This is a genomic window from Arthrobacter sp. 10L424 (genome assembly GCF_056395325.1).
On record NZ_JBFTJH010000010.1, the window covers coordinates 94,484 to 120,740 of the forward strand.

The 26,257-nt window shown below is 67.8% G+C and carries 27 protein-coding genes; 13 read left to right on the top strand and 14 right to left on the bottom strand.

Annotated elements, in window-relative coordinates:
• The first annotated feature begins 26 nt into the window (after positions 1-26).
• On the top strand, positions 27-1,265 hold the full coding sequence (gene ilvA, locus AC1DC5_RS15840; RefSeq protein WP_441405764.1) for a threonine ammonia-lyase: 1,239 nt from the start codon (positions 27-29) through the stop codon (positions 1,263-1,265).
• Between the two features lie 9 nt (positions 1,266-1,274).
• Complete coding sequence (locus AC1DC5_RS15845) at positions 1,275-1,898, top strand: rhomboid family intramembrane serine protease (protein ID WP_441405765.1); 624 nt, start codon at positions 1,275-1,277, stop codon at positions 1,896-1,898.
• A gap of 106 nt (positions 1,899-2,004) precedes the next feature.
• Here AC1DC5_RS15845 and greA read toward each other — a convergent pair whose 3' ends face one another.
• Positions 2,005-2,499 (bottom strand): transcription elongation factor GreA, encoded by a 495-nt coding sequence (gene greA / locus AC1DC5_RS15850; RefSeq protein WP_346924763.1) that lies wholly within the window; start codon positions 2,497-2,499, stop codon positions 2,005-2,007.
• 166 nt (positions 2,500-2,665) lie between these two features.
• Complete coding sequence (locus tag AC1DC5_RS15855) at positions 2,666-3,124, bottom strand: DUF4307 domain-containing protein (protein ID WP_441405766.1); 459 nt, start codon at positions 3,122-3,124, stop codon at positions 2,666-2,668.
• Between the two features lie 121 nt (positions 3,125-3,245).
• Between AC1DC5_RS15855 and mca the strand changes: the two genes are divergently transcribed.
• The 3 genes from mca to AC1DC5_RS15870 all read left to right on the top strand — a co-directional run bounded on the left by mca (position 3,246) and on the right by AC1DC5_RS15870 (position 6,764).
• Positions 3,246-4,151: a mycothiol conjugate amidase Mca gene (gene mca / locus AC1DC5_RS15860; RefSeq protein ID WP_441405767.1), complete on the top strand. Its 906-nt coding sequence runs from the start codon at positions 3,246-3,248 to the stop codon at positions 4,149-4,151.
• Positions 4,152-4,261: 110 nt separating this feature from the next.
• Positions 4,262-4,594 (top strand): hypothetical protein, encoded by a 333-nt coding sequence (locus tag AC1DC5_RS15865; RefSeq protein ID WP_441405768.1) that lies wholly within the window; start codon positions 4,262-4,264, stop codon positions 4,592-4,594.
• Positions 4,572-6,764 (top strand): thioredoxin domain-containing protein, encoded by a 2,193-nt coding sequence (locus AC1DC5_RS15870; protein WP_441405769.1) that lies wholly within the window; start codon positions 4,572-4,574, stop codon positions 6,762-6,764. Before AC1DC5_RS15865 ends, AC1DC5_RS15870 begins: the two co-directional genes overlap by 23 nt.
• Positions 6,765-6,810: 46 nt before the next feature.
• On the opposite strand, the gene AC1DC5_RS15875 is transcribed toward AC1DC5_RS15870, so the two are convergent.
• Positions 6,811-7,383, bottom strand: coding sequence for an alpha/beta fold hydrolase (locus AC1DC5_RS15875; RefSeq protein ID WP_441405770.1), 573 nt, complete (start codon positions 7,381-7,383; stop codon positions 6,811-6,813).
• A gap of 120 nt (positions 7,384-7,503) precedes the next feature.
• On the opposite strand from AC1DC5_RS15875, the gene AC1DC5_RS15880 reads away from it, so the two are divergent.
• Complete coding sequence (locus tag AC1DC5_RS15880) at positions 7,504-8,172, top strand: HAD family hydrolase (RefSeq protein ID WP_441405771.1); 669 nt, start codon at positions 7,504-7,506, stop codon at positions 8,170-8,172.
• Between the two features lie 135 nt (positions 8,173-8,307).
• On the opposite strand, the gene trhA is transcribed toward AC1DC5_RS15880, so the two are convergent.
• Positions 8,308-9,030 (bottom strand): PAQR family membrane homeostasis protein TrhA, encoded by a 723-nt coding sequence (gene trhA, locus AC1DC5_RS15885; RefSeq protein WP_441405772.1) that lies wholly within the window; start codon positions 9,028-9,030, stop codon positions 8,308-8,310.
• Positions 9,031-9,182: 152 nt separating this feature from the next.
• Between trhA and AC1DC5_RS15890 the strand changes: the two genes are divergently transcribed.
• The gene (locus tag AC1DC5_RS15890) at positions 9,183-9,944 is read left to right on the top strand and encodes an isoprenyl transferase (RefSeq protein WP_441405773.1); all 762 of its coding nucleotides are present in this window, start codon (positions 9,183-9,185) and stop codon (positions 9,942-9,944) included.
• A gap of 233 nt (positions 9,945-10,177) precedes the next feature.
• Entirely contained in the window at positions 10,178-11,620 is a 1,443-nt protein-coding gene (locus tag AC1DC5_RS15895) for a PhoH family protein (protein WP_441405774.1), read from the top strand.
• Between the two features lie 394 nt (positions 11,621-12,014).
• Here AC1DC5_RS15895 and lepB read toward each other — a convergent pair whose 3' ends face one another.
• The 5 genes from lepB to AC1DC5_RS15920 all read right to left on the bottom strand — a co-directional run bounded on the left by lepB (position 12,015) and on the right by AC1DC5_RS15920 (position 16,355).
• Positions 12,015-12,497: a signal peptidase I gene (gene lepB / locus AC1DC5_RS15900; protein WP_441405775.1), complete on the bottom strand. Its 483-nt coding sequence runs from the start codon at positions 12,495-12,497 to the stop codon at positions 12,015-12,017.
• A gap of 4 nt (positions 12,498-12,501) precedes the next feature.
• Entirely contained in the window at positions 12,502-14,106 is a 1,605-nt protein-coding gene (locus AC1DC5_RS15905) for a multicopper oxidase family protein (RefSeq protein WP_441405776.1), read from the bottom strand.
• 146 nt (positions 14,107-14,252) lie between these two features.
• Positions 14,253-14,783 carry a hypothetical protein gene (locus tag AC1DC5_RS15910; RefSeq protein ID WP_441405777.1) on the bottom strand — a complete coding sequence of 177 codons (531 nt, stop codon included), beginning with the start codon at positions 14,781-14,783 and terminating at the stop codon, positions 14,253-14,255.
• Between the two features lie 48 nt (positions 14,784-14,831).
• Positions 14,832-15,482, bottom strand: coding sequence for a GNAT family N-acetyltransferase (locus tag AC1DC5_RS15915; RefSeq protein WP_441405778.1), 651 nt, complete (start codon positions 15,480-15,482; stop codon positions 14,832-14,834).
• A gap of 48 nt (positions 15,483-15,530) precedes the next feature.
• A complete protein-coding gene (locus AC1DC5_RS15920; RefSeq protein WP_441405779.1) occupies positions 15,531-16,355 on the bottom strand; it encodes a hypothetical protein in 825 nt (274 codons plus the stop codon).
• 59 nt (positions 16,356-16,414) lie between these two features.
• Here AC1DC5_RS15920 and AC1DC5_RS15925 point away from each other — a divergent pair, with 59 nt between their 5' ends.
• The 3 genes from AC1DC5_RS15925 (at position 16,415) to AC1DC5_RS15935 (ending at position 18,275) form a co-directional block, all read left to right on the top strand.
• Entirely contained in the window at positions 16,415-16,978 is a 564-nt protein-coding gene (locus AC1DC5_RS15925) for a prepilin peptidase (RefSeq protein ID WP_441405780.1), read from the top strand.
• 41 nt (positions 16,979-17,019) lie between these two features.
• Positions 17,020-17,490 carry an NUDIX hydrolase gene (locus AC1DC5_RS15930; RefSeq protein ID WP_441405781.1) on the top strand — a complete coding sequence of 157 codons (471 nt, stop codon included), beginning with the start codon at positions 17,020-17,022 and terminating at the stop codon, positions 17,488-17,490.
• Between the two features lie 116 nt (positions 17,491-17,606).
• Entirely contained in the window at positions 17,607-18,275 is a 669-nt protein-coding gene (locus AC1DC5_RS15935) for a vWA domain-containing protein (protein ID WP_476865783.1), read from the top strand.
• A 117-nt stretch (positions 18,276-18,392) separates the two neighbouring features.
• On the opposite strand, the gene AC1DC5_RS15940 is transcribed toward AC1DC5_RS15935, so the two are convergent.
• From AC1DC5_RS15940 to AC1DC5_RS15950, 3 genes are all read right to left on the bottom strand, one after another.
• A complete protein-coding gene (locus AC1DC5_RS15940; protein ID WP_476865784.1) occupies positions 18,393-19,829 on the bottom strand; it encodes a class II fumarate hydratase in 1,437 nt (478 codons plus the stop codon).
• A gap of 86 nt (positions 19,830-19,915) precedes the next feature.
• Complete coding sequence (locus tag AC1DC5_RS15945; RefSeq protein WP_476865785.1) at positions 19,916-20,530, bottom strand: carbonic anhydrase; 615 nt, start codon at positions 20,528-20,530, stop codon at positions 19,916-19,918.
• Positions 20,531-20,539: 9 nt separating this feature from the next.
• A complete protein-coding gene (locus tag AC1DC5_RS15950; RefSeq protein WP_476865786.1) occupies positions 20,540-21,286 on the bottom strand; it encodes a DUF4245 domain-containing protein in 747 nt (248 codons plus the stop codon).
• Between the two features lie 206 nt (positions 21,287-21,492).
• Here AC1DC5_RS15950 and glpX point away from each other — a divergent pair, with 206 nt between their 5' ends.
• Positions 21,493-22,515, top strand: coding sequence for a class II fructose-bisphosphatase (gene glpX / locus AC1DC5_RS15955; RefSeq protein ID WP_186329239.1), 1,023 nt, complete (start codon positions 21,493-21,495; stop codon positions 22,513-22,515).
• A 109-nt stretch (positions 22,516-22,624) separates the two neighbouring features.
• Positions 22,625-23,599, top strand: coding sequence for a UDP-glucose 4-epimerase GalE (galE, locus tag AC1DC5_RS15960; protein ID WP_441405786.1), 975 nt, complete (start codon positions 22,625-22,627; stop codon positions 23,597-23,599).
• Positions 23,600-23,949: 350 nt separating this feature from the next.
• Here the strand turns inward: galE and AC1DC5_RS15965 are convergent, their stop codons facing one another.
• Positions 23,950-24,942 carry a lipid II:glycine glycyltransferase FemX gene (locus AC1DC5_RS15965; protein ID WP_441405787.1) on the bottom strand — a complete coding sequence of 331 codons (993 nt, stop codon included), beginning with the start codon at positions 24,940-24,942 and terminating at the stop codon, positions 23,950-23,952.
• 4 nt (positions 24,943-24,946) lie between these two features.
• Positions 24,947-26,233, bottom strand: a complete 1,287-nt coding sequence (manA, locus tag AC1DC5_RS15970; RefSeq protein WP_441405788.1) for a mannose-6-phosphate isomerase, class I — start codon at positions 26,231-26,233, stop codon at positions 24,947-24,949.
• Between the last annotated feature and the right edge of the window lie 24 nt (positions 26,234-26,257).

Sequence of the window (26,257 nt, forward strand, 5' to 3'; positions counted from 1 at the left end):
ACTGATCCGAAAAAGGAGACTAGTTCGTGAACACCCTTGAGAGCCTGCCCGTCACGCTGGACGATGTCCTGGAGGCGCAGAAGCTGCTCGACGGGATTATTACGCGGACGCCGGTTGAATCCTCGCGTGCCCTGGGCAGCATGGTCGGCGGCGAAGTCTTCCTCAAGTGCGAGAACCTGCAGCGGGCCGGCTCCTTCAAGGTCCGCGGCGCCTACGTCCGGATGGCCAAACTCGCCCCGGACGAAAAGAAGCGCGGAGTCGTGGCGGCCTCGGCCGGCAACCACGCCCAGGGTGTGGCCGTCGCCGCCAAGAGCCTGGGCATCAAGGCCCGGATCTATATGCCGCTGGGCGTCGCGCTGCCCAAACTCGCCGCTACCCGCAGCCACGGGGCCGAGGTGGTCCTGCACGGCCACAACGTCGATGAGGCGCTCGCCGAAGCGAAGCGCTACGCGGACGAAACCGGCGCGGTCTTCGTCCACCCCTTCGACGACGTCGACGTCGTTGCCGGCCAGGGCACCGTCGGGCTGGAGATCCTGGAACAGGTCCCTTACGTTGACACCATCCTGATGGGCGTCGGCGGCGGCGGGCTCCTCGCCGGCGTCGCGGTGGCCGTGAAGGCCAGGGCCAAGGAGCTGGGCCGGGAGATCCGGATCATCGGTGTGCAGGCCGAAAACGCCGCCGCCTACCCGCCCTCGCTCGCCGCGGACGCCCTTGTCCCGCTCAAACGTGTCTCCACCATGGCGGACGGCATCGCCGTCGGCCGGCCCGGCCAGCTGCCTTTCAGCATCATCCGGGAACTCGTCGACGACGTCGTCACTGTCAGCGAGGACGCCCTGGCCCGGGCACTCATCTTCCTGCTGGAACGCGCCAAGATGGTTGTTGAGCCGGCCGGGGCGGTGGGTGTCGCGGCGCTGATGGAAGGCAAGATCGAGAACCCGGGCACGGTCGCCGTGGTGCTCTCCGGCGGCAACATCGACCCGATGCTGATGCTCAAGGTCATCCAGCGCGGCCTCTCCGCCGCGGGCAGGTACATGACCGTGCGCATGATGCTGGACGACCGTCCCGGCTCGCTGGCGACGATCGCCCGGATCATTGCCGAGAACGACGCCAACGTCACGGGCCTGGACCACACCCGCGTGGGCGGCTCTATCAGCATGGGGGACGTGTCCATTACCGTGAACCTGGAGACCAAGGGCCACGAACACTGCGAGAAGGTCCTCGCGGCGCTCCGGGCCGAAGGCTTCCAGCCGATCGTGGTGCATTAAGGGGACCTGATGCTCGACTCCACCCGGAACGGCCGGCCGCGCGCCGTCGAAACCGCCGCGGTGCGCGCCCGCAAGGGACTGCTCGTGGTGGGGTCGTTTGTCCTGGTGCTGTACGTCATTGAGATCATCAACGCACTCATGCTCCGGTCGCTCAACGGCACGTTTGGGCTGCGCCCGCGCAGCCCCGACGGGCTCCTGGACATCCTGACGTTCCCGCTGCTGCACGCCAACCTGGCGCACCTGTTCTCCAACACGCTGCCGCTGATCATCTTCGGCTTCCTGGTGCTGCTGTCCGGGCGCCGGGTGTTCTTCATCACCCTGGCCCTGAGCTGGCTGGTCTCCGGGACCGTGGTGTGGCTGATCGGCGGGTTCAATGTCACGGTGGGGGCGTCCGGACTGGTGTTCGGGCTCTTCGCGTTCCTGCTGGTGCGCGGCTTCTTCAACCGCAACTGGTGGCAGATCCTGCTCTCCGTGGTGCTGTTCCTGACCTACGGCGGGATCCTGTTCGGAATCCTGCCCACGGTGGCGGGCTACGTTTCCTGGCAGGCGCACCTCGGCGGCGCCATCGGCGGTGTGATTGCCGCCCTCATCCTGAGCGCGCCGCGCGCCGGAACGCCGCGCACCGGCCAGTAGCCCACCAGGCCGGCAGCGCACCGCGACACAGAGACCGCGACACAAAGAACGACGCCGGCCCTCCCGCATGGGGAGCGCCGGCGTCGTGCGTTTCAGTGTGCAGGTGTCAGCCGGCGTACGGCTTGGCGGAGATGATCTCCACCGTGATGTCCTTGCCGTTCGGGGCGGTGTAGCTGAGCTTGTCGCCCTCCTTGTGGCCGACGATGGCAGCACCCAAGGGTGACTTCTCGCTGAAGACGTCGAGATCCGAGTCGCCGGCGATTTCCCGGGAGCCGAGCAGGAAGGTCTCCTCGTCGCCGGCGATCCTGGCCACGACGATCATCCCGGGCTCGACGATTCCGTCGTCGGCCGGGGACTCGCCCACGTGGGCGTCCCTGAGCAGCGCGGTCAGCTGGCGGATGCGGGCTTCGATCTTGCCCTGCTCCTCTTTGGCCGCGTGGTAGCCGCCGTTCTCCTTGAGGTCGCCTTCCTGGCGCGCGGCCTCAATCTTCTGAACGATTTCCGCCCGGCCGGGGCCGGAGAGGTGGTCCAGCTCTGCCTTCAGGCGGTCAAAAGCTTCCTGGGTAAGCCAAGCTGCAGTTGCGCTGTTCGTGGTAGACACGGACTTCTCCTTTATGGTCAAACAAGCAAAGACCCCGCCACGGTGGCCACTTTTGGAACTCAGCAACCAGCTCAGCGGGGGAAAGGTATTGATCCATTGTAGTCAATCCTGTGGATAAACCAAAGAACCCTGCGGTGTGGATCACACCCGTGTTACGGACGCGGCGCTATTTGGCGGCGTCGGGGATCCAGCAGCTGTCCACGACACCGGACACGGCCTGGGACTCGGTGCGCACGGTTGCCCGGTGGGCTGTGGTGCGTCCGCCGTCGGAACCGGCGTCGGCGGCGTTGGGGGGGATATCCAAAACCTTCCAGCCGACGACGGCGAACTTGGAATCCAGCGCTTTGACCGAACATTTCGCCGCGGTAGCCGGTTCCTTGGTGACCTGGAAATCGATTTCAGCCAGGGTGGCGTCAGGAGTGCTGTAGCCGATGTCCTTGAAGGTGACGCTCCCGGTCGCGTTAGACGTCGAGATCCAGGCCATAAAGGCCATTCCGGCGGCGAGGGCAACGACCAAAATGATGCGTTTGGTTTTGCCGCTCAGCGTTCGCTTTTGGCCGCCGTAACGATTGGCTAGGCTGGGAGATGCCGGGGCAGGCGCGGAAGGCTGATCCTTGGAAGTCACCAGTCCAGTTTAGTGTGGATCGGGAGGGGTGGCCGCCGCGCCGCCGTTCGAGCCCGATACACCTGCCTGACGATCCGTACCCGTAGATGAAAACCGTAGAAGAAAGAGGAGCCGTCTCACGATGACAGCGTCCACCAACCCGTCAGCGCCGCTTCGACTGTTGGCTGTCCATGCTCATCCCGACGACGAATCCAGCAAGGGCGCCGCCACGATGGCCAGCTACGCCGCGGCCGGCGTCGAGGTCCTGGTGGCGACCTGCACGGACGGCTCCCGTGGCGATATCCAGAACCCTGCGGTCGCAGGCATGCCGCACCCCAAACGGGACATGGCCGGCGCGCGCAGGCTCGAGATGGCGCACGCCGCCAAGGTCCTCGGCGTCCGCCAGCAGTGGCTGGGCTTTGTCGATTCCGGGCTTCCGGAAGGTGATCCGCTGCCCCCGTTGCCGGCAGGCTCCTTCGCCACGCTGCCGCTGGAACGGGCCGCCGCCCCGCTGGTCCGGCTGGTCCGCCGCTTCAAGCCCCAGGTCATCCTGAGCTACGACGAGAACGGCGGTTACCCGCACCCGGACCACATCATGGCGCACCGCGTCGCCGTCGAAGCCTTCGAAGCCGCGGGGGACCCGGCCCGCTACCCGGGAACCGGTGAGGCCTGGGCGCCGAGCAAGTTGTACTACGACCGCGCGTTCAGCCCCGAGCGGTTCCGTGCCCTGCATTTTGCGCTGGAGGAATCGGGCCTGCAGTCGCCCTACGCCGAACGGCTGGCCGCCTGGCTGGAAGCCGACGCGGAGGGCCACACCCCGCCCGCGCCGACCCACCCGACCACCACCCAGATCGAATGCGGTGATTTCTTCGAGGCACGTGATGATGCGCTGCGGGCACACCGTACCCAGGTGGACCCTGAGGGCTTCTTCTTCGCGGTCTCCCCGGCGATGCAGCGGCGCGTATGGCCGTGGGAGGACTACTCGCTGATCCAGTCCCGGGTTCCGTCGGAGCTGCCTGAAAAGGACTTCTTCGCCGGGCTAAGATAGACATATCCGGCATTTCTATGACGCGTAGAAGACGTTGTGGAACCAGTTCAACGCAGTTCCGCGGCCAGCCGCCGTCGGGCCGCCATCCAGCCCCATAGAAGGTCCTTACCGTGCATTCCTTGCTTATCGCCCTGGCAACCACCCCGGCGCCCGCCCCGTCGCCGTCGCTGCGCGAGGGGCTGACCCAGGATCAGGTGACGCCCGGCCTGCTGGGTTTCGTCCTGACCGCTTTTATCGTGGTGCTGACTGCCCTCCTGATCGTCGACATGGTGCGGCGCATCCGCCGGGTCCGCTACCGTGCCCAGGTGGAGGAGGAACGCGCGGCCGCTGCCGAGGCTTCGGTCAACGACGGCGCTCCGCAGGCCGACGGTGCCGGAGATCCCGCCGGCCGGTCCGGCAACCGTCCCGAAATCAACGGTGATGCAGGGCCCGGAAGCCGCTGACGGCGGCTCGTCTCCGCACGCACCCGAGGCCTCCAACGCCTTGGGCGGAGAACCCTCTGCCTACCTCCGGCAGCATGCCGGAAACCCCGTCCACTGGCGGCCATTCGGTGACGAGGCGTTTGCGTCCGCAACGGCCCGCGACGTGCCGGTTTTCCTCTCGATCGGCTATGCGGCGTGCCATTGGTGCCACGTCATGGCCCACGAATCCTTCGAAGACCAGGGCACCGCGGACTTCCTGAACGCCAACTTCGTGGCCGTGAAGGTGGACCGTGAGGAGCGCCCCGATGTCGACGCCGCCTACATGGCCGCGACCCAGGCGCTCAGCGGAGAAGGCGGCTGGCCGATGTCCGTCTTCCTGCTGCCTGACGGGCGGGCCTTCTACGCTGGCACCTACTATCCGCCCCGGCCGCTGCCGGGCAGGCCGTCCTTCCGCCAGGTGTTGGAGGCCGTAGCGGACGCGTGGCAGGAACGCCGCGGAGCCGTGGAACAAAACGCCGACACCCTGGCCCGCGGCCTCGCCGCTTCCCGGCCCGGCGCCGCCGTCCGCCTGGACGGTGTGCCGGAACCGTTCGATCCGTACCTTCCAAGGGAAGCCGTGGAGGCCCTGGCAGGTGACGAAGACACAGCCTATGGCGGCTTTGGCGGCGCTCCGAAGTTCCCGCCGTCGGCCGTCCTGGAATTCCTGATCCGGCACGCGGCGGTTGCCTCGCCGGCCCTCGACGCCGGAACCCCGGCGCAGGCCCGCGATTTGGCGGGCCGGACGCTCGCGGCGATGTCCCGTTCGGCCCTGTTCGACCAGCTCGACGGCGGCTTCGCCCGCTACTCCGTGACCCGCGACTGGTCGGTGCCGCACTTCGAGAAAATGCTGTACGACAACGCCCAGCTGCTGCGGGTCTACGTCCACTGGGTCCGGCTCGGCGGCACGCCCGGGTACCCGGCCGCGGAAGCCGCCGACGTCGCCGGCCGCACCGCCGGCTGGCTGCTGGCATCGCTGGGGCTGGGCGCTGACGATGCCGGGAACGGGCAGCTGCCCGAGGCCCTTGCCTCGTCCCTCGACGCCGACACAGTCGTGGACGGTGTTCACACGGAGGGTGCCAGCTACCTGTGGACGCCGGCAGCCCTGGAGTCTGTGCTGGGACCGGCCGACGGCGGCGCCGTCGGCCGCCTGATGAACGTCCACGCCGGCGGCACCGTGACCGCCGACGGCTCCCCACTGCACCCTGGCCGGGCGCTCAGTGCCGACGAAGCGGAACTCTGGCAGCAGGTCCGGCCGGTGCTGCTCGCCGGGCGCTCGCGACGGCCGCAGCCTGCCCGGGACGACAAGGTGGTAGCCGGCTGGGACGGCCTGGCCGTTGCCGCCCTGGCCGAGGCCGGAGCGGTTCTGGGCCAGCCCAGGCTCGTGGCCGCGGCGGGGCGCATCGCGGAGTACCTGGCGCGGGTGCACTGGAAGCCGGGTGCCGACGGCGGTCCCGGCACGCTGATGCGGGTCTCCCATGACGGCGTGGCGCGGGGAATCGGCGGGCTCCTGGAGGACTACGCGTTCTGCGCCGAGGGCCTGATCGCGCTCTACGCGGCCTCGGGCCGGACCCGCTGGTACCGGCTGGCCGGGGACATCCTGGCGGCGGCGTGCGAGCGCTTCGCCACGGACGGCACGCTCCAGGACGCTGCGGGGGAGTCGGAGCAGCTCGCCAACGCGCAGGGCGGACGGGCCCCGCTGAATCCGTTCGACGACGCCACCCCCAGCGGAGCCGCAGCCTTCGCCGGAGCGCTGCTGTCCTTCTCGGCCCTGTCCGGTTCACCTGAATACCGGGCCCTCGCCGGCAACATCCTCGCTCTGCTGCCGCCGCTGGCCACCCGAGCGCCGCGGGCGGCAGGCTGGTTGCTCGCGACGGCGCAGGCCGCGCTCGCGGGCCCGGTGGAGGCCGCCGTGGTCGGGCCCGACACCCCGGAAAGGGCGGCGCTTCACCTGGCGTTGCTGCGCTCGCCTAGCCCCGGGCTGGTGATCGCCCTGCAGCCTGAGGCGGACGGGCAGGGGCCGCCCCTGCTGCGCGGCCGGGCGGCGGCCCCGGACGGCTCGCCGCTGGTCTTCCTGTGCCGCGGCATGGTCTGCGGGCTTCCCGTGGGTTCGGTCCGGGCAGTGCGGGAGCGCCTCGCCAGCATGGGGGGATGAACCGGCTGCCGGACGCGGACTTCTGCCTAACTCAACGGGCCAAAACTCATTGGGGCACGGCGCTGGCGCCGGCGCCGATCGCCTTTGCCACGTCGCTCAGATCGTTGTTCAGTTGGTGGTCGCGGCCGGGGAGCCGGTGCACCTGCGCCTGGGGGATCACCCCGGCATACAGGTCCGCGTGCGACGGCGGGACGGTCTGGTCCGCGAGACCGTGGAACACGTGAACCGGTACCCCGTGCGGAAGCCTCGTTCCGAGGTTCGTTGGCAACTCGAAGTCGTCGGCGGGCCAGCCGCCGTCGCCGACGAACGGCGCGGCGATCAGCACGATCGCCGCCAGCGCGCACCCTGGGGGCTGCCCGGCAAGAGCGTTGATGAGGATTGCCGCACCCACCGAATGGCCCACCACGACGGCGCCGTCCTCCAAAGCCGCCAGCTCACGTCGGATGGCCGTGCTCCACGCAGCCGGATCCGGGTCGTCTTCGTCCGGCATCCGCGGGTACTGGACCTCGTACCCGTCGCCAAGCCCCCGCAACAGGCTCCCAACCAGTTTGTTGTCCCAGTCGTCGTGCGTGCCCGCGCCACCACCCTGGATGAACAGGATCTGCCGGGCCATTGTCATGGTGGTCCTCCTTCGCGCTTGTCGCGGTGTGTGGCCCTATCTCAACACCTAGGCCGGCCGGCCTCAACCCCCTCGGGGTTCTGCCGTTGAGGTGGGGGAACGGCTGGTTACACTGGCGGAATGACTCCTCACCCTTTCAAACTCGTGGTTTTCGACTGCGACGGCGTCCTGGTCGATTCCGAGGTCATCGCAGTGCGGGTGGACCAGCTGGTGCTCGCCGACCTCGGCTGGGAACTGGAACTGGACGAAATCGTGGAGCGCTTCGTCGGCAGGAGCGAGGCGCACTTCGTTGCCACGCTCGAAGAGCAGCTCGGCGTCGAGCTGGCTGAGGGGTGGGACCGGAAGTACGAGCCGTGGTACCGGACGGCGTTCGAACGCGACCTCGTGGCGGTCGACGGCGTCGTGGAAGCACTCGATGAGCTCCGGCTCCCGAACTGCGTTGCCTCCAGCGGGACCCATGCCAAGATGCGGCAGACGCTCGGGCAGACCGGGCTGTGGCACCGCTTCGAAGGCCGGATCTTCAGCGCGACGGAAGTCGCCAACGGCAAACCCGCCCCGGATCTGTTCCTGCACGCCGCAGGGACGCTCGGCACCGCACCGGAGCGCTGCGCCGTCGTCGAAGACAGCGCCCACGGCGTCCAAGCGGCCCGGTCGGCCGGGATGCATGTTTTCGCGTACGCCGGCGGGGTGACCCCGGCGGAGCGGCTGGAAGGGCCCGGCACCACGGTGTTCTCCGATATGCGGCAACTGCCCGGGCTCATCGAGGCCGGGCGGCCCTCGCCCTCCTGAGCCGGACCTCGACGCCGGAATTTCCCCACCTTTGGAGTCTGTGCCCGCGTGTCGGGCAGTGGATCCGGCGAGCCGCGACGTCGCCGTCTGGAAGGTGGGGAGAGCCCGCGCAGGCGGCGGGACCAGCGGCGGATTTCAGCTCAGGACGGCGATGGCAATCGCGATGTAGTGCGCGGCGAAGGCGAGGACCGTCAGGGCGTGGAACAGCTCGTGGAAACCGAAGTGTGAGTAGCTAATGTTCGGCTTCTTCAGAGCGTAGAACACGGCGCCGGTGATGTAGAGCGCGCCACCGACGCAGATCAGCACCGCCGAGGCCACATTGGCTGCGAAGAACTCCGGCAGGTAGAAAAGCGCGCCGCAGCCCAGGGCGATGTAGATCGGCACATAGAGCCAGCGCGGGGCGTCGGTCCACAGCAGCCGGAACAGCACGCCGAGGATCGCCCCGGACCAGATCACCCACAACAGCAGCTCGGCCTTTGGCCGGTCCAGGAGCGCCCAGGCAAGCGGCGTGTAGCTTCCCGCGATCACCAGCATGATGTTCGTGTGGTCCAGCCGCTTCAGCACTATCTTGACGCGCGGTGACCAGTTGCCCCGGTGGTAGATGGCGCTGATGCCGAACAGCAGCACCCCGGTGAACGCATAGACGGCGCACGCGATCTTCAGGTCCGGCGTCGGGGCCAGCAGCACGAGCACCAGGCCGGCGGCCAGCGCCAGGGGAGCCGTCACCGTGTGGATCCAGCCCCGCCACTTCGGCTTGATCATCAGGAGCTCGGCCAGCCGGACCGCAGCCTCGTCGATCGGGCCGGTTCCACGGTCCGCCGGCTGCTCCGGCCGGGGCTCGGGGGTGTTGCTTTCCATGCCGCAATAATAACCTACGGTCCAGTAAGTTACCCACTAGTAACAAAGTCGACCGGGCAGAATCGTAACGACCTTGTGCCTCGGTGTGTCCTCCGGCGGGTAGCCTAGGATTTGCACTGCAGTCGTACAAGGAAGCCAGGTGAAATCTCCGGATGGAAATGCCCGGGTTCCTCTATGGCTTCTACGAGCGCAAGCTCCAGCGGTCCCTGGACCCGGAGCGCATCCCCCGGCACATCGGCGTCATGGTGGACGGCAACCGCCGCTGGGCCCGGCAGTTCAACGCACCGACCAGCCAGGGCCACCAGGCCGGGGCCGACAAGATCCATGAGTTTCTCGGCTGGTGCCAGGAACTCGGCGTCAAAGTGGTCACCCTTTACATGCTCTCCACGGACAACATGAACCGCTCGGGCGAAGAGCTCGACCTGCTCATGGGCATCATCGCCAACACCCTGGACCGGCTGGACGAGGACGCCGAGATCTCGGTCCATGCGATGGGCGCCCCGGAACTGCTGCCCGACTATCTGGCGGCGCGCCTCAACCGGCTCACAGCCCGCACCCCGGCGCGGGAGAAAATCCATGTCAACGTCGCCGTCGGCTACGGCGGACGCCGCGAAATCGTCGACGCCGTCCGCGAACTGTTGCACGACGCCGTCGCCCGCGGTTCGGACATCGGGAAACTGGCCGATGAGCTCAGCGTCGACGACATCTCACGCTTCCTCTACACCCGCGGCCAGCCCGATCCGGACCTCGTGATCCGCACTTCCGGGGAGCAGCGGCTCTCCGGCTTCCTGATGTGGCAAAGCGCGTACAGCGAGTTCTATTTCTGCGAAGCCCTGTGGCCGGCGTTCCGGAAAGTGGACTTCCTCCGGGCCCTGCGCGACTACGCCGGCAGGCAGCGCCGCTACGGCTCCTGAGCCGTTATTTGGTGTTCACGCGATGGCAACAAGAATCGCCGAAAAATTGGCACGGAAACGCCATGTCCGGGACGTACGTTAATCCCATCAGCAGGCAAACCGCCGGCTGATCGGGGAGGCCAGTACATGGAGCGGAAGTTCGCACCGGGTGTATGGGAGGCCGCGTCCGGCCTCCAGGCCGAGCCGCCTCACCAATAACAATTCCGGGCATGCGTCCCGGGGCTGGAGTCGATGTGGCTATTTCTGAACAACTGCCCGACGTCGTGACCGACCAGGGACAGAAAGCTACCTCTCGCGCCAAGCGAGCCACCTCAAAGACCGGTGCAGCGTCCAGGGACGCCGCAGCCGGTCTTGCTGTTTCCGGGGAAGGGACAGCAAGCACGGAACCGGCCCGGAGCTTCGTGATCGACACCTCGGTGCTGCTCTCGGACCCGCGGGCCCTGTTGCGGTTCGCGGAACACGAAGTCATCCTGCCGATCGTCGTCATCACCGAACTCGAAGGCAAGCGGCACGACCCCGAGCTCGGCTATTTCGCCCGCAAGGCGCTCCGGCTCCTCGATGACCTGCGGGTGGAGCACGACGGACTCGACCGGCCCATCCCGCTCGGCCACGACGGCGGCACGCTTATGGTGGAACTGAACCACATCTCCGCCGAGGTGCTGCCGGCCGGCTTCCGCGGCGGGGACAACGACAGCCGGATCCTCGCCGTCGCCAAGAACCTCGCCAACGAGGGCCGCGACGTCACGGTGGTGTCCAAGGACCTCCCGATGCGCGTCAAGGCCTCGGCCATGGGGCTACAGGCTGACGAGTACCGCAACGAACTCGTCAAGGACTCGGGATGGACCGGCGTCGCAGAAATCGACGCGGGCGAGGAGGAAGTCGCCACGCTCTACGGCCACGAGCCGGTCTTCATTCCGGAGGCAGCCGAGATGCCGACGAACACGGGCCTGGTGATCCTCTCGCAGCGGGGATCAGCACTTGGCCGGGTGGGCGCCGACAAGCAGGTCCGCCTCGTCAAGGGTGACCGCGACGTGTTCGGGCTGCACGGGCGTTCGGCCGAGCAGCGGCTGGCGATCGACCTGCTGATGGATCCTTCCGTGGGCATCGTGTCCCTCGGCGGGCGTGCGGGCACGGGGAAGTCCGCCCTCGCCCTCTGCGCGGGCCTTGAAGCCGTCCTGGAGCGCAGGGAACACCGCAAGGTGATCGTTTTCCGGCCGCTCTACGCCGTGGGCGGCCAGGAACTCGGCTACCTGCCGGGCTCCGAGGCGGAGAAAATGAACCCGTGGGCGCAGGCCGTCTTCGATACCCTCGGCGCCCTGGTCAGCCAGGAAGTCGTGGAGGAGGTCATGGACCGCGGCATGCTCGAGGTGATGCCGCTGACCCACATCCGCGGCCGTTCCCTGCACGACGCCTTCGTGATCGTGGACGAGGCCCAGTCGCTCGAGAAAAACGTCCTCCTCACCGTCATGAGCCGGATCGGGCAGAACTCCAAGATCGTCCTCACCCACGACGTCGCCCAGCGTGACAACCTCCGGGTCGGCCGGCACGACGGCGTCGCCGCCGTCGTCGAAACGCTCAAGGGCCACCCGCTCTTCGGCCACGTCACCCTCACCCGGTCAGAGCGCTCGCCGATTGCGGCGTTGGTAACGGATCTGCTGGAGGGGGCGGAGATCTAGGTTTTCGTTCCTGGGCTCGCCTTTGCGAGGGGCCGTGGTCCGGGTCGCCGGGCCGCGGCCCTTCGCCGTCGCTTAGACACGGCCCATCGGACCCGCTGCGGTCGCTGGGCGACCTTCGGGGCCCGATGCGCCGCGATGCGCTCCTTTGCGAAGAACCGCGGTCCGGCGGCTGCTGCAGTCACCTTTTGCGAAGAACCGCGGTCCGGTGCGTTCGTCCGGTTGCTCCTTGCGGGGGAGGGGGGTCACCTTCGCGGGCCCGCGGTGTCCCGCTGAGGAGCGCATCGCCGACCAGAGCGAAGCGGAGGTCGCCCAGCGACCGCAGTGAAGCGGCGGGAGGTGTCTAAGCGACGGCGGGGCGCCGTGGGACCGCTCGCCGGACGCTCCCACGTCTTGGCTATCGGCCCAGGACTGTGCCTTGGACTGCTGTGATGGGGATGGGGCCGAAGTCTCGGGAGTCTACTGAGGATTCTCGGTTGTCGCCGAGGACGAAGAGGCCGCCGGGCGGGACTGTTACGGTGCCGAAGTAGACGCCGTCGATGGTTCGCTGGTCGACGAAGGGTTCTTTGGCTTCGGTTCCGTCCACGTAGAGGACGCCGTCGAGGATGGCGACAGTCTGTCCCTCGGTGGCCACCACGCGTTTGAGCAGGACCGCTTCGTTGGGCATCTCGCCGTCGTCCGGTCCGTTGAAGACGACCAGCTGGCCCGGCTGGACCCCGGCCAGACGGGGGAGGGCCTTGTTCAGCCAGACGATGCTGCCGGCCGCGACGGTCGGTTCCATGCTTTCCGAGCTGACCGTGATCGGTTCGACCACCCAGAGCCGGAGCGCCAGCAGCCCGCCCAGGCAGAGGGCGGCGCCGGCCACGGTGCGTCGTTGCACCTGCTCAGCCCTGGACTGGGTCCCAGACGGCCGGGGCCGCGGTGATCGGATCGTTCGGGTCTGCTTCATTGGCGCCGAGCCCCACGCGGAACTGGAGCATCATGGCGTGGTCCTCATGGGTCAGGTTGTGGCAGTGGAGCATGTAGCGTCCACGGTGCGGGCCGAAGTGGACCAACAACCGCACGGTTTCCCGTTCCCCGACGTAGACCACGTCCTTGGGCCCCTTCTCGTGGGCGAACGGCGGTTTGCCGTTCCGGCTGAGGATCTGGAAGTCCACGAGGTGCATGTGCATGGGGTGGAACCAGCCGTCGGAGCTGTTTTCCAACTCCCAGATCTCCACGGCGTCCAGCGCGGGATCGGCCATCACCCGCTTGAAACCGCTCGCGATGACTTCTTCCCAGGTCAGGTTGTCGATCATCCAGATGTTGGTGACGTCGTCGTGCCGGATCCGGAACCTGCGGGTCTTCATGGAATCCGCTGCGGTGAGGTCCATCGCGTGGCTGGTGGCGAGTGTGGTGGGGATGGTGTTCCACGTGGGGTCCGCCGTGTTGACGGCGTCACCGACGACGTCGAAGGCCATGATCTTTCCGGTGTTGTCGAAATCGCGGTTGTTGTCGTTCGACGAATTGCGCAGTTCGATCCGGGTCCCGGTGGCGTATTTGCGGAAGTCAATCAGGATCTCATAGCGCTCGGCACTGCCGTGGCGCCAGGACGCGAGCGTCTGCGCCACGGGCACCAGCCCTGCGTCCGTGGCCACCAAGGTGACAGGGTCTCCGGTGCTGAGCTTGAAGTTGTAGGACCGGGACACGGAAGCGTTCAGGACCCGGAAGCGGTAGACGCGTTTCTGGACCTTCATGACCGGCCAGGGTTTGCCGTTGACCAGGATGACGTCTCCCCACAGGCCCGAGTGCTCGCGGTCGTCAAAGCCCAGCGCGCCGTTGGCCGCGAACATGGCGTCGCTGATGGTGAGGGGGACGTCGAAATTGCCCTGGGGGAGCAGCCCCTTCTCGACCGGATCGCTGATCAGGTACTGGCCGGCCAGCCCCGAATAGACGTTTTGCGCCGTGAAGTGCACAGCGTGATCGTGGTACCAGAGGGACCGTGCCGGCTGGCTGTTCGGGTAGTGGTAATCCTTGTAGAAACCGGGCAGCGTGAGGTCGTTCGCGTAGCCGTCAAACTGCGGAAGGGACGCGGATCCGTGCAGATGGGTCGATGTGGGCATGGCATGGCCCAGCGTCGGGTGCTTGGCGGGGAGTTGGTTGCGGACACGGACGATGGACCGGGTTCCCTTGTCGATCCGGATGGTGGGGCCCGGGAAGATGCCGTTGTAGCCCAGGATCGGAGTGCTCAACCGGGAGAGGATCTTGGCGCTGCCCAGCCGCTGCGTCATGGTGTAGTGGCGCGTGGTGACGCCGTCAGCGCCGACAGTTGTCTGGTAGGCCAGGGGCGGCGGAATAGTCAGCGGCTCCCGGAAAGGCCGGGGCATGTCACTGTCACTGAGCTTGCTGGCAGACTTCGCGCTGACGCCGGAAATGGGTACTGTCACGATGCCCGCCCCGACCACTCCGACTCCGCCGAGGATGAGCGCCTGCCTCCGTGTTAGGGACATGTTGATCAGCTTCCTTTCAACATTGGTGTTTCTTCCGCCAGAGTGGGCCAAGGAGCTTGGAAAAACCTACCGAACGAGTGTCCGCAGGTGCGGCCTGCGGGACCGTGCCAAAGCCGGCTGTCCGGGCAGGTCGGTCGGGTTTGAGGCTAGCCGGTGTGGTGTGACAGGCCCAGGGACAGCCGTGAGCCGCCGGGCCCGTCGAGGACCAGGGCGACCGCCTTGTCCGGAAGTTCGAAGATCAGGGTTGCCGCGACTGCCTCGCCCTGTTGGAGGTCCGCGGCGGCCGGCGCTTGCCAGAGCGGCCGGAACTGCTCCCGGCCCAGGCCCGAGACACTGAAGTCGCCGGTATCCAGCCGCAGGCCGCCGGGCTCCAGCGCGGTGATCCGGACCACGAGCCGGACCCTGTGGGTGCCTTCCGCAGGGGCGCCGTCCAGCGCGTCGTCATTGTCTTCCGGTTCCCAGCCGTCGTCCTCGACCGGGACGATCTCGCCGATGCTGGCCATGCCGCCCGGAATAGAGGCGGACGCGCCCAGCGGAACGCTTGGTTCGGGCCGCGCGGTGAGGAACAGGTACACCAGGGTAAGCCCGATGAGGCTCAGCATGGCGACGGGAATCAGTATGAGACGCCGGCGTGTGCCGCGCGCTGCTGGCTTCGCTTCGAGCTCGATGGCGGTCATGCGGTCATTGAAGCCCGCCCGGCTTGGGAAAAGCCGGTACCGGTGGCGCTAGCCGCCGATGCCCAGGAATTTCGCCGTGGCGTCGTGGCCGGCTACCTGCAGGTTCCAGTCGGGGCGCTTGAAGGTCGCCGGGATGAGGCGGACCTTCTGGGCTTCCTGGCGTTGACCGCCCCAGGCGGCGCGGGTGACTCCGTTCAGTTCGTAGCCGAGGGAACGTGACACGCCCAGCGACTGCTGGTTCCAGGCTGCCGCCTCGGATTCCGCGACCTCCGCACCGAGCCAATCAAAGGCATAGAGGGCGACGGCGGCACGCATCTCCTTGCCGAATCCCTGGCCGTGCACACTCCGCCGGAGCCAGGAACCCGTGCTGACAGTCTTCAGCGTGGCGAAGTCCTTGGCCTCGACGTCCTGGCAGCCGATGAACTCGCCGTCGTGCCAGATGCCCAGCAGCAGCGTCCACTCCTGCGGCGACATCGTCCCGCGGCACCGCCAGTACCACTGCGCCATGTTGGGCCCGAGCTCCTCTGCAGGGGCTTCCGCCCATGGTTTGCTGAACGGGCTGCGGCCGGGCTCGTGAATGCCGCTCAGGGCCGCCTGCACCGCCGCGGGGATCTCCTCATCACGGATTGGCCGCAGCGTGAGGCGGGGTGTAGTCAGCGTGAGGCCGAAGGGCGGCCAGTAGCGGGCGAGCTCAGTCATCCGGGAAGCCTAGCCGAGCGCGGGACTCCCAGCGAGTCACACAGGCGCTCAGCCCGCCGGGAGTTCCCAGCTGATGTGCCGGCGGACATCCGTCAGGTTCATGGACTCGGCGAGGAACAGGTCGTCCAGCATGTATTCGTCCACGGCCAGGATCCGCAGCCAGTGCCCGTATTCCTCGGGTTCGTCCCCGTCCTGTCCGCCCTCCAGCCAGCGGCTCGCGACGCAAACGCCAGTGCCGGCGTCGACTCTCACCTGCGTGCGGCCGGGCCGGCACAGCGGCGAGGCGGGGTCGGTGGGGCGGTACCCGGGGTTCGGGGTGACAGTGACTTCCAGGGCGGGCCGGCCCTCGTGCAGGATTTCGGTGATGGGGCCCAGCTCCACGGCATTCGAGTTGGGAAATTCGAGCGGCACGGGGGCGTTGCCTGCCAGTTCCACCGGGTCCAGAGCGGCGGAAAAGCGGCCATTACCGAAGCCGGGCTCGCCATAGGCCGCTTCGGGACGGCGCCGGACCAGGCCGCGGTCATCGTAGACCGGGGTGACCAGGTGGGGCGGCAGCAGCCAGGTCTTCCGGGTCGACCGGACGTAAAACACGTCGCGGGAATCGTTGATTCCGGTGCTGCTTTGAAGGACCAGCCCGTCCGCGGTCTCCAGCCGCAGGGCACCCGGGCGGCGCAGCCACGCGCGGACCAGGTCTGGAGCTGCCTTTTCAAGGGTCCCCTGGCCGGGGGCAAGGGGCCGGTCCAGGTACTCAAACCGCAGGGAATGCCACTTCCACGGCGAGGAACGGCACAGGTCCCGGAATGCGGCCGCCTGCTCCGCGGCGTCCCCGGGCGGGCGCGGCTCACGCCGGTTCGAGTTGTCCCATGCGGCCATATCCACAGTTTACGCGCGGGCCCGGCGCTGGCAGCCGGAATTTCCAGTAGCATCCGAGGGTGATCCAACGACTCGGCGGACTGGGGGAAGTGACACCGCTGGCCTTCTGGCTGGTGCTGCTGGCCTGCGCCTATTTGGCGGTCGCGGCCATACGGCTCACCGTCATCGACGTGCGCCACCATCTGCTGCCGGACCGGATCGTCTTTCCGGCCTATGCCGTCGCCGGGGTGCTGCTGCTGGGCGCAGCGGCGGTCCACGCCGCGGCGGGAGCCGTTGCCTCGGCGGCAGTTCCCGACGGCGGCGCCGGACTCTTCGGTGTTCCCGGGCTCCGCGTGGTGGCCGGGGGAGCGGCGTTGTGGCTGTTCTACTTCCTGCTGCGGGCCGTCTATCCGCCGGGGATGGGGTTTGGCGACGTCAAGCTGGCAGGCGTCCTCGGCATGTACCTGGGGTTCCTCGGCTGGCCGCACGTCTTTGCCGGGACCTTCGCCGCGTTCCTCCTCGGCGGGCTGTGGAGCCTGGCCCTGCTGGTCTCGCGGCGCGGCTCCCTGAAATCGAGCATTCCTTTTGGGCCGTTTATGCTGGCGGGCGCCGCCGCCGCCATGGCCCTCCTGCCGGCGGCCTGAACCGCTGCCCGCTCTCCCGCGCACTTGGCTAGGCTGGCGTGATGGCTACCCCCGACTTCATCCTCAAGCTCCGTGCCAAGATCGGCCACGAAACCCTTTGGATCCCCGGCGCCCGGGCCGTGGTGTTCGACGACGCCGGCAGGGTCCTGCTCGGCCAGCGGGCCGACAACGGCCAGTGGGGGCTGATCACCGGGATTCTGGAGCCCGGGGAGGAGCCGGCGACGGGCATGCTGCGGGAAGTCCTGGAGGAGACCGGCGTCGTTGCCGCGGCCGAGCGGCTCGTCTCGGTGGACGCCGTCGGGCCCACCACGTATCCGAACGGGGACGTCTGCCACTTCCTGACGCTCGTGTTCCGGTGCCGCTACGTCTCCGGGGAGGCACGGGTCAACGACGACGAATCCCTCGCCGTGGGCTGGTTCGGCCCGGAGGAATTCCCGGCGCTGATGCCCGGGCATCTGGAGAGCATCGAACGTGCGGCGCAGCCGGACGGGGCCGCCCACTTCCGGGGCTGACGGCCAACGCTGCGGTGTCTTACTAATCCTGTCGGTGCCCCGCAGTAGCCTGCTCCTGTCCAGCCAGACGCTGGGGAGAGTTGGTCCGGGTGCGCCCGGACCGGAAATGGGGAAGCATGACAGACGCTGCACTGACACACGTTTACGTTCTCCTGGACCGATCGGGGTCCATGAGCGCCATTGCCGACGACACGGTAGGCGGGTTCGCGGCCTTCGTGCGGGACCAGCAGTCGGTGGCCGGCCGCTGCCGGCTCTCCCTTGCCCAGTTCGACGACAGCTACGAACGGGTCTACGCCGCCGTGGACATCCAGGACGTTCCTCCGCTGGATCTTCAGCCGCGCGGCAGCACTGCCCTGCACGACGCCATGGTCCGGCTGATCGGCGAGGCCGGAGCGGAGTTGGCTGCACTCCCGGAAGACGAGCGCCCCGGCACGGTGCTGGTGGCCGTCCTGACCGACGGCCACGAGAACGCCTCACGGGAGGCCACGGGCGCCATGGTCAAGGAACTGGTGGAACGGCAGCAGCTCCAGTGGGGCTGGCAGTTCACCTACCTGGGGGCCAACCAGGACGCCGTGCTGACCGCTCACGGGCTCGGCATCCGGGCCGAGGACGCCCTCACGTACGCCGCGGGGAACGTGGATGCGGCGTTCTCGGTCCAGTCGGCCAAGACACGACGGCTGCGGGAGGCGCGGATCGGCGGGGCGAGCATGGCCGACGCGGCTGCTGCGGCGGCCTACACGGAGGACGAGCGGGAGGCGGCCGGGGGAGGAACACCGCAGCCGTAGAAGGCGTGTGCCGGCAACACGCACGACGGCGGCCGGCGCCCTTCGCCAGAAAGGTGCCGACCGCCGTCGGACGCTGCCGCTGCCGCGCCGGACGGGCGCGGCAGCAGGGCGTGGGTGCTAGGCCTTGTGCGGCGGACGCGTCATGGACATGACGTCCAGGGCGGTGTCCAGCTGCTCCTCGGTCAGTTCGCCGCGCTCCAGGAAGCCCATCGCCACCACGGTTTCGCGGATGGTGAGGCCCTCTGCCACGGACTTCTTCGCGATCTTTGCCGCGTTCTCGTAGCCGATGAACTTGTTCAGCGGCGTGACGATGGACGGGGATGCCTCGGCGAGGAAGCGGGCACGCTCGACGTTGGCCGTGATGCCGTCGATCATCTTGTCGGCCATGACGCGGCTCGTGTTGGCGAGCAGGCGCACGGATTCGAGCAGGTTGGCGGCCATCACCGGGATGCCGACGTTGAGCTCGAACGCGCCGTTGGTGCCGGACCAGGCGATGGCCGTGTCGTTGCCGATGACCTGGGCGCAGACCATGATCGAGGCTTCGCAGATGACCGGGTTGACCTTGCCCGGCATGATCGAGGAGCCCGGCTGCAGGTCCGGGATCGCGATTTCGCCGAGGCCGGTGTTGGGGCCGGAGCCCATCCAGCGCAGGTCGTTGTTGATCTTCATGAAGGAGATCGCGATGTTGCGCAGCTGGCTGGAGGCCTCGATGAGGCCGTCACGGTTCGCCTGGGCCTCGAAGTGGTCGCGGGCCTCGGTCAGCGGCAGGCCGGTGTCGGCGGAGAGCAGTTCGATGACACGCTCCGGGAAGCCGGCGGGGGTGTTGATGCCGGTGCCGACGGCGGTGCCGCCGAGCGGAACTTCGGCGACGCGGGGGAGGGAGGCATTGATGCGCTCGATGCCGTAGCGGACCTGTGCGGCGTAGCCGCCGAACTCCTGGCCCAGCGTCACGGGAGTGGCATCCATCAGGTGCGTGCGGCCGGACTTCACGACGTCCTTGAACTCGACGGCCTTGCGCTCCAGGGACTGCGCGAGGTAGCCCAGCGCCGGGATCAGATCGTTGATCAGGGCGGAGGTGGCGGCCACGTGGACCGAGGTGGGGAAGACGTCGTTGGAGGACTGCGAGGCGTTGACGTGGTCGTTCGGGTGGACCACCTTGTCGCTGCCGCCGGCCTTGAGCGCGCGGGTGGCCAGTTCGGCAAGGACCTCGTTGGTGTTCATGTTCGACGAGGTGCCCGAGCCGGTCTGGAAGACGTCGATCGGGAAGTCGCCGTCGTACTTGCCGGTGGCAACCTCGTCGGCGGCGTCGGCAATGGCCTGGGCGAGCTCGCCGTCGAGCACTCCCAGTTCTGCGTTGGCCTGGGCAGCGGCCTTCTTCACGCGGGCCAGGGCTTCGATGTGGGCGCGCTCCAGGGTCTTGCCCGAGATCGGGAAGTTTTCGACGGCACGCTGCGTCTGGGCGCGGTACAACGCGTTCACGGGGACGCGGACTTCGCCCATCGTGTCGTGTTCAATGCGGAACTCTTCAGTGTTCAAATCTGCTGTGGAAGTCATGGAGCTAGCTTATTGGGCGGAGGCGTTCCACCGAAAACCATGAACTGCCCGCTACGGGGCACTTTGAGGACCGCCGCGTCGGGAACTCAGATCTCACCGATTCCGGAAACGATGTCCGCCCTGCCGTCGGCCAAGCTGTAGGCGAGGCCGATTACTGCTGCCCGGCCGCTTCCGACTGCATCCGAAATCACCCGCGAACTGTCCACGAGCCGCTGCGACGTCTGTTTGACGTTCTCCACCACCATGTCGTTGACGTCGTTCTGGTTGTTGCGCAGCGAGGTCAACACCGACGGCGTGATGCGCTCAACGAGGCTGCGCATAAAACCTATGGGCATCTGTCCGGTTTCCACTGCCGCTTTGGTGGCCGTGACCGCTCCGCAGCTGTCGTGCCCCAGGACCACGATCAGGGGCACGCCGAGGACGCTGACGCTGTATTCGAGGGATCCGAGCACGGCGTCGTCGATCACCTGTCCGGCGGTGCGGACGACGAAGGCGTCCCCGAGGCCGAGATCGAAGATGATTTCAGCGGCGAGCCGGGAATCCGAGCAGCCGAAAATCACCGCGAAGGGATGTTGGTTCTCCACGAGGGAGGAACGGCGCGACGCGTCTTGGTTGGGATGGGAAGATTCGCCGGATACGAAGCGCTCGTTGCCTTCGCGGAGTCGACGCCAGGCAAGTGCGGGGGTGAGATAGGTGGCCACGGCCCTACTTTACGGCGAAGGTGAAGGGGAGGGCGAAACTGTTGCTGCCGCGGTGCCCGCGGGTGACGCACTGCCGGTGGCCGCGGAATTGCTCTCGAGCGCCTTGACCACAGCTGCGGCCAGGACCGTGAATTCATCCAGTTGGGCGGATCCGGTCAGGATAACCGTGGTCCCGCCGGCGTCGAGAAGCACCATGGACTTCTCGCCCTTGCCGGTGTCACGGAGTTCCCAGTCCCGGCCCCCGGCGTTGCGGGTGCCCGTGACGGGTGCGCTCTTTACCTGCTGGAGCAGCCAGGTGGGATTGGACTGCCGCGTCTGCACGAGGCCGATGAAGGATTCCTTGGGGGTGAGGAAGCCGACCTCCCAGGTGGGGACGCCGCTTCCCGTTCCGGACTCCCAGCGGGCGTAATTTGCGCGGAATGTTTCGCCGGTGTCCGGGGCCGCGGGTGTGAATCCTGCCACATCTGCAGCGTTCCGCGCCACGGCGCTGACATTGATGTCCGGGCGGTAGCCGTCGGTCTTTGGCGTCGGGTTCATCAGGACGATCGGCAGGAACGTGGCGATGCTCAGGACCAGCGCAATGATCATGCCGATCACGGAGGCATTCGCGCGCTTCGCCGCTCCCGCGGTCAGGACAGGCTTGACGGGCGGCTGGCCGGCCGCGCCGGGCGCTTCCCGGCTGGCAGTGCCGGCGGGGGAGGCTGGGGCTGCGGGGGGCGTTTCCTGCAATTCACTCACCCCTCTATAGTCGCCCATTCCGGTCCGATCTCACATTCGGTGGTGCCGGGCGGGGCAGGTCCTGCCGTTTCACGGAATGGTCATTCCGAGACGCAGCTTTTCGCCGCGACTATGATCAGTAACAGACGAGATCACTAACCAACGAATCACCGCGACGGATCGACCTGTCCGTGCGGCTTCAATGATCGCCACTCGAAGAAGAGGTTCACGTGACACCAGCGCCAATGACCCAGAAGTACTCCACGCTCTCCCCGTCCCTCGCCGTCGGCATCGACGAGCCGGACCGCAACCTTGCTCTGGAACTGGTCCGCGTCACCGAAGCCGCCGCCATCGCAGGCGGCCACTGGGTCGGGTTCGGGGACAAGAACAAGGCCGACGGCGCCGCCGTCGACGCCATGCGCTCCTTCCTCCAGACCGTCCACTTCAACGGTGTCGTCGTGATCGGCGAAGGTGAAAAAGACGAAGCCCCGATGCTCTTCAACGGAGAGCGCGTCGGTGACGGCACGGGCCCCGAGTGCGATGTCGCCGTCGACCCGATCGACGGAACCCGCCTGACGGCCCTGGGCATCAACAACGCCCTGGCCGTCCTCGCCGTCGCCGAGCGCGGCTCCATGTTCGACCCCTCCGCGGTGTTCTACATGGAGAAGCTCGTGACCGGTCCGGAAGCCGCCGACATGGTTGACCTGCGCCTGCCGGTCAAGCAGAACCTGCACCTGATCGCCAAAGCCAAGGGCGTCAAGGTCAACCAGCTCAACGTGATGATCCTTGACCGCGACCGGCACCGCCCGCTCGTGGAGGAAATCCGCGAGGCCGGTGCACGGACCAAGTTCATCATGGACGGCGACGTTGCCGGCGCCATCGCCGCAGCCCGTTCCGGTACCGGAGTGGACGCCCTGATGGGGATCGGCGGTACGCCGGAAGGCATCGTCGCGGCCTGCGCCATCAAGTCCCTCGGCGGCGTGATCCAGGGCCGCCTGTGGCCCACCAGCGACGACGAGAAGCAGAAAGCGATTGACGCCGGCCACGACCTGGACCGGGTGCTCTCCACCAACGACCTTGTCTCCAGCGACAACTGCTACTTCGCCGCCACGGGCATCACCGACGGCGACCTGCTCAAGGGCGTGCGCTACTCCAAGGACAAGGTCCTCACCCAGTCCATCGTGATGCGCTCCAAGTCCGGCACCATCCGTTTCGTGGATGGCGAGCACCAGGCCAGCAAGTGGGAAGGCTACGCGCGCAAGGGCTAACACCTGCCGCAACAGCCTGAACACCCGGATCCCGGGGCGCGTTCCGCGCCCCGGGATCCGCCGTTTCCGGGAGCGCCGGCGAGGCGGCGGGATTGGGTAGGGTGGAACCATGACATGGCTCGTAACAGGTGGCGCAGGATATATCGGTTCACACGTGGTTTCCGCTTTGCGCGGGGCCGGGATCCAGGCGGCGGTGATTGATTCGCTCTCCAGCGGGCACCGCGAGTTCGTCCCGGACGACGTGCCTTTCGTGCACGGCACCATCCTCGACTCGGAGCTCGTGGCCCGCACCATGCTGGACCTCGGCGTCACCGGAGTGATCCATCTCGCCGGCTTCAAATACGCCGGTGTTTCCGTGCAGGAGCCGCTGCTCACGTATGAGCAGAACGTCACGGGCACGGCGGAACTGCTGAAGGCGATGGAGCTCGCCGACGTCGACAAACTGGTCTTTTCCTCCTCCGCAGCCACCTACGGCACCCCCACCGGGGACATCGTCACCGAAGACACCCCGACGAACCCCGAATCCCCCTACGGGGAGAGCAAACTCATCGGCGAATGGCTGATCCGGGACCAGGGCAGGGCCCGGGGACTGAAGCACACCTCGCTGCGCTACTTCAACGTCGTCGGCTCCGGCTCGCCCGAGCTCTACGACACGAGCCCGCACAATCTCTTCCCGATCGTGCTCCGCGCGCTGACCGCCGGGAAAACCCCGCGGATCAACGGCACCGACTACAACACCGCCGACGGTACCTGCGTGCGGGATTACGTCCACGTGGCCGACCTGGCCACCTCGCACGTCGCTGCAGCCCAGGCCCTCGCCGCCGGCAAGCCCCTGGAACGCGTCTACAACCTCGGGTCCGGCGACGGCCTGTCCGTCCGCCAGATCATGACGGCGATGGCCAAGGTCACCGGCATCGACTTCGAGCCGGAGATCGGCCCCCGCCGGACCGGAGACCCGGACCGGATCGTGGCCGACGGCTCCCTCGCCGCACGTGACCTGGACTGGAAGATGCGCCACTCCGTCGAGGACATGGTCGCCAGCGCCTACGAAGCGCAGAAGAAAGCAGCCACCGCCGGAAACTAGCGTCCCGGGTGCCGCGCTCTCTCCCCGGGAGGACATGCCCAGTGCCCACGCTCAGGAATGGACACAGTGGGTTTGTGTCCACCAGCCCCGGCTGACGCGGGACATGTCCAGTGGTGGGCCCAGGTCCGTGCTGCCTCCGGTGGACATGCCCAGTCCTCACGCGCCGGGTGTCACCGCGTCCACGGGACATGCTCAGTGGTTATGCCCCGGTACGAGGTGTGTCAGGGGGACATGCTCAGTCCTCACGCCCAGGAATGGGCATAGGGGGTATATGTCCACCCGCCAAGTCCAGCGCGGCGCATGTCCAGTCGGGCGTGGTGGGTCAGGCGCTGGAAATGCCCTGCTGAGGTCTAGCGGCGGAGTGTGCTGCGCAGCCGGGCGGGCACGGTCCGGGCCGCCTTGGCCCCGCGGCGGGCGGCCTGCGCGCACTTCCTGGCCAGCTGGTACCCGCTGTAGCGGAACTTCCTCACCGGCAGGTCCCAGGTGCCGGGGTACGCCACTTCGCGCCCGCCGAACGATTTCTTGAAGGCCGTGAAGCCGGCCCATTTGTGGTCGGGCTGATCCGCGGGGGCGACGCCCCAGAGGTCCACATGCTTCAGGCCCTTTTCCTTGGCATCGGCCATCAGCGTGACCAGCAGCGGGATCCCGGCGCTGAGCTTCCTGTGTGTATCGTCCAGTGCCGCGTGGGCATAGGTGCGGGTGTCTGCGGAGTCGTAGGCAAGGGCGGCAGCGATGGGCTCGCCCTCGAGCTCAGCGACGAAGAGTGTTGCGGCACCGGCAGGCATCAGTGAGCGGGCAACCTGGGTCAGGTATTCGTCGCTCTGTGGCTTGAAACCGTTGCGGGCCGCCGTCATGTGCAGGAATGCCAGCAGTACGGAGATCTCGTCGGGGTCCTGGCTGGAGCGGAACGTCACGCCTTTCTTGTGGATGTTCCGGTACAGGTTGCGGTTCACCGGCTTCATGTCCGCCAGGACGTCCTTGAAATCCCGGTCCAGGTCAACAATCCAGCTCAGTTCGGGCTGCTGGTTGGCCGGAGCAGGGCGGAGGCCCCGCGTGCGCAGCACGGCATCGGCGTCGGCGGCCGGGAAGCCGGCATCGACCGGTTCAATCCGGACAAACACCGCCCCGCAGCTGCGGGCCAGGTCCGTCAAAGCCGCCAGGGCGGCGTCGAACGCGGCGAGGGAAGCGGCCGCCGGGCCGTAGGGTGCGTAAAGGAGTTTCCCGGCCGGGTTGCTCTCCTCGATGGCCAGGAAGCTCCAGCCGGGGCCGGAGCGCTGGTGTACGGTCCGTCCCAGGCCGCGCTGGAAGTCGGCCCACGGCGGGCTCTGCAGGAAGTGGTCCACGGTCTCAGGCTTTCAGGGCGGTGGTGACGGCGAAGGCAAGGGCAGTTCCGGTGGCACCGGACATGGCGTGCGCATTGACCGGCGCCTCGGCCGCCGCCAGGAAGGCGCTGGCGCCGCGTTCCAGCCGCAGCTCGCCCTTGGGGGAGTCGAGGAGCACGGATCCGGACACCACGATGATGACCGCGGCCCCCGACTGCGCAACCGGGACGGGTTCCGCGCCGGGTTCCAGCTCGATGCGCTGCAGCTGGAATTCACTGAACGGCGGCCGGAAGACCTCCTGCCCCAGCATCGTGGTCTCCGGGCTGAGCATCGGAACGCCGACGGCTTCAAAGGAGATGGTGCGGAGCAGTTCCGGCACGTCCACGAACTTCGGAGTCAGTCCGCCCCGCAGCACGTTGTCGGAGGAGGCCATGACCTCGATGCCGAGCCCGTGCAGGTAGGCGTGGACGTTGCCGGCCGGGAGGTAGACAGCCTCGCCCGGCGCCAGCGAGATCCGGTTGAGCAGCAGCGAGATCAGGACGCCCGGATCGCCCGGGTACTGCGCGTTGAGCGTGACGACGGTGGCAAGTTCCGCCTGGTGCGGCGCCGTCGGGGCGCCGGAGGTCAGGGCCGCCACAATCGCGGCCGCGGCTTCCGTCACTTCGTCGCCGCCGGCGATCAGGCGCTCGAAGGCCGAGCGCAGGGCGGTGTGCTCCTCGGGATGCGCCAGATCCTCCAGCAGCAGCGGAACGAGGGGAGGAAGCTCGAGGCCGGCGAGTTCAAAATCCGCCACCAGCAGCTCGAAGACGGCGCGCGCGTCCGACGCCGGCCGGAAGCCGCACAGCGCCTCGAACGGTGTCAGCGCGTAGATCATCTCCGGCTTGTGGTTGTCGTCCTTGTAATTGCGTTCCGCTGCGCTGCGGTCGACGCCGGCGGCCTCTTCGCGGGCGAACCCTTCCCGTGCCTGCTGGAGGGTGGGGTGCACCTGGAGCGAGAGGGGGCTGTCGGCGGCCAGCACCTTGAGCAGGAACGGAAGCCGGGGGCCGAATTCGGCCACGCTGTCGCTGCCCAGATGGTGCTCCGGGTCTTCCCCGATCAAGGTATCCAGCGCCCGGCGTCCGCCGCGGCCCTCGACCGCCGCGTGCGCGCCCGCGGATCCGGCCGGGCTGAGCGCCACCGACGGTGAGTCCGGGTGCGCGCCTATCCAGAGTTCCGCCTCGGGGCCGCCGGAAGCCGGCCTGCCAAGCAGCCCGGCGATCGCCGTCGTGGAGCCCCAGGCATAGGGCCGGAGGACGTTCTCGAGTTCGTACACTGCCTGGGGGTCCCAATCTGTTGC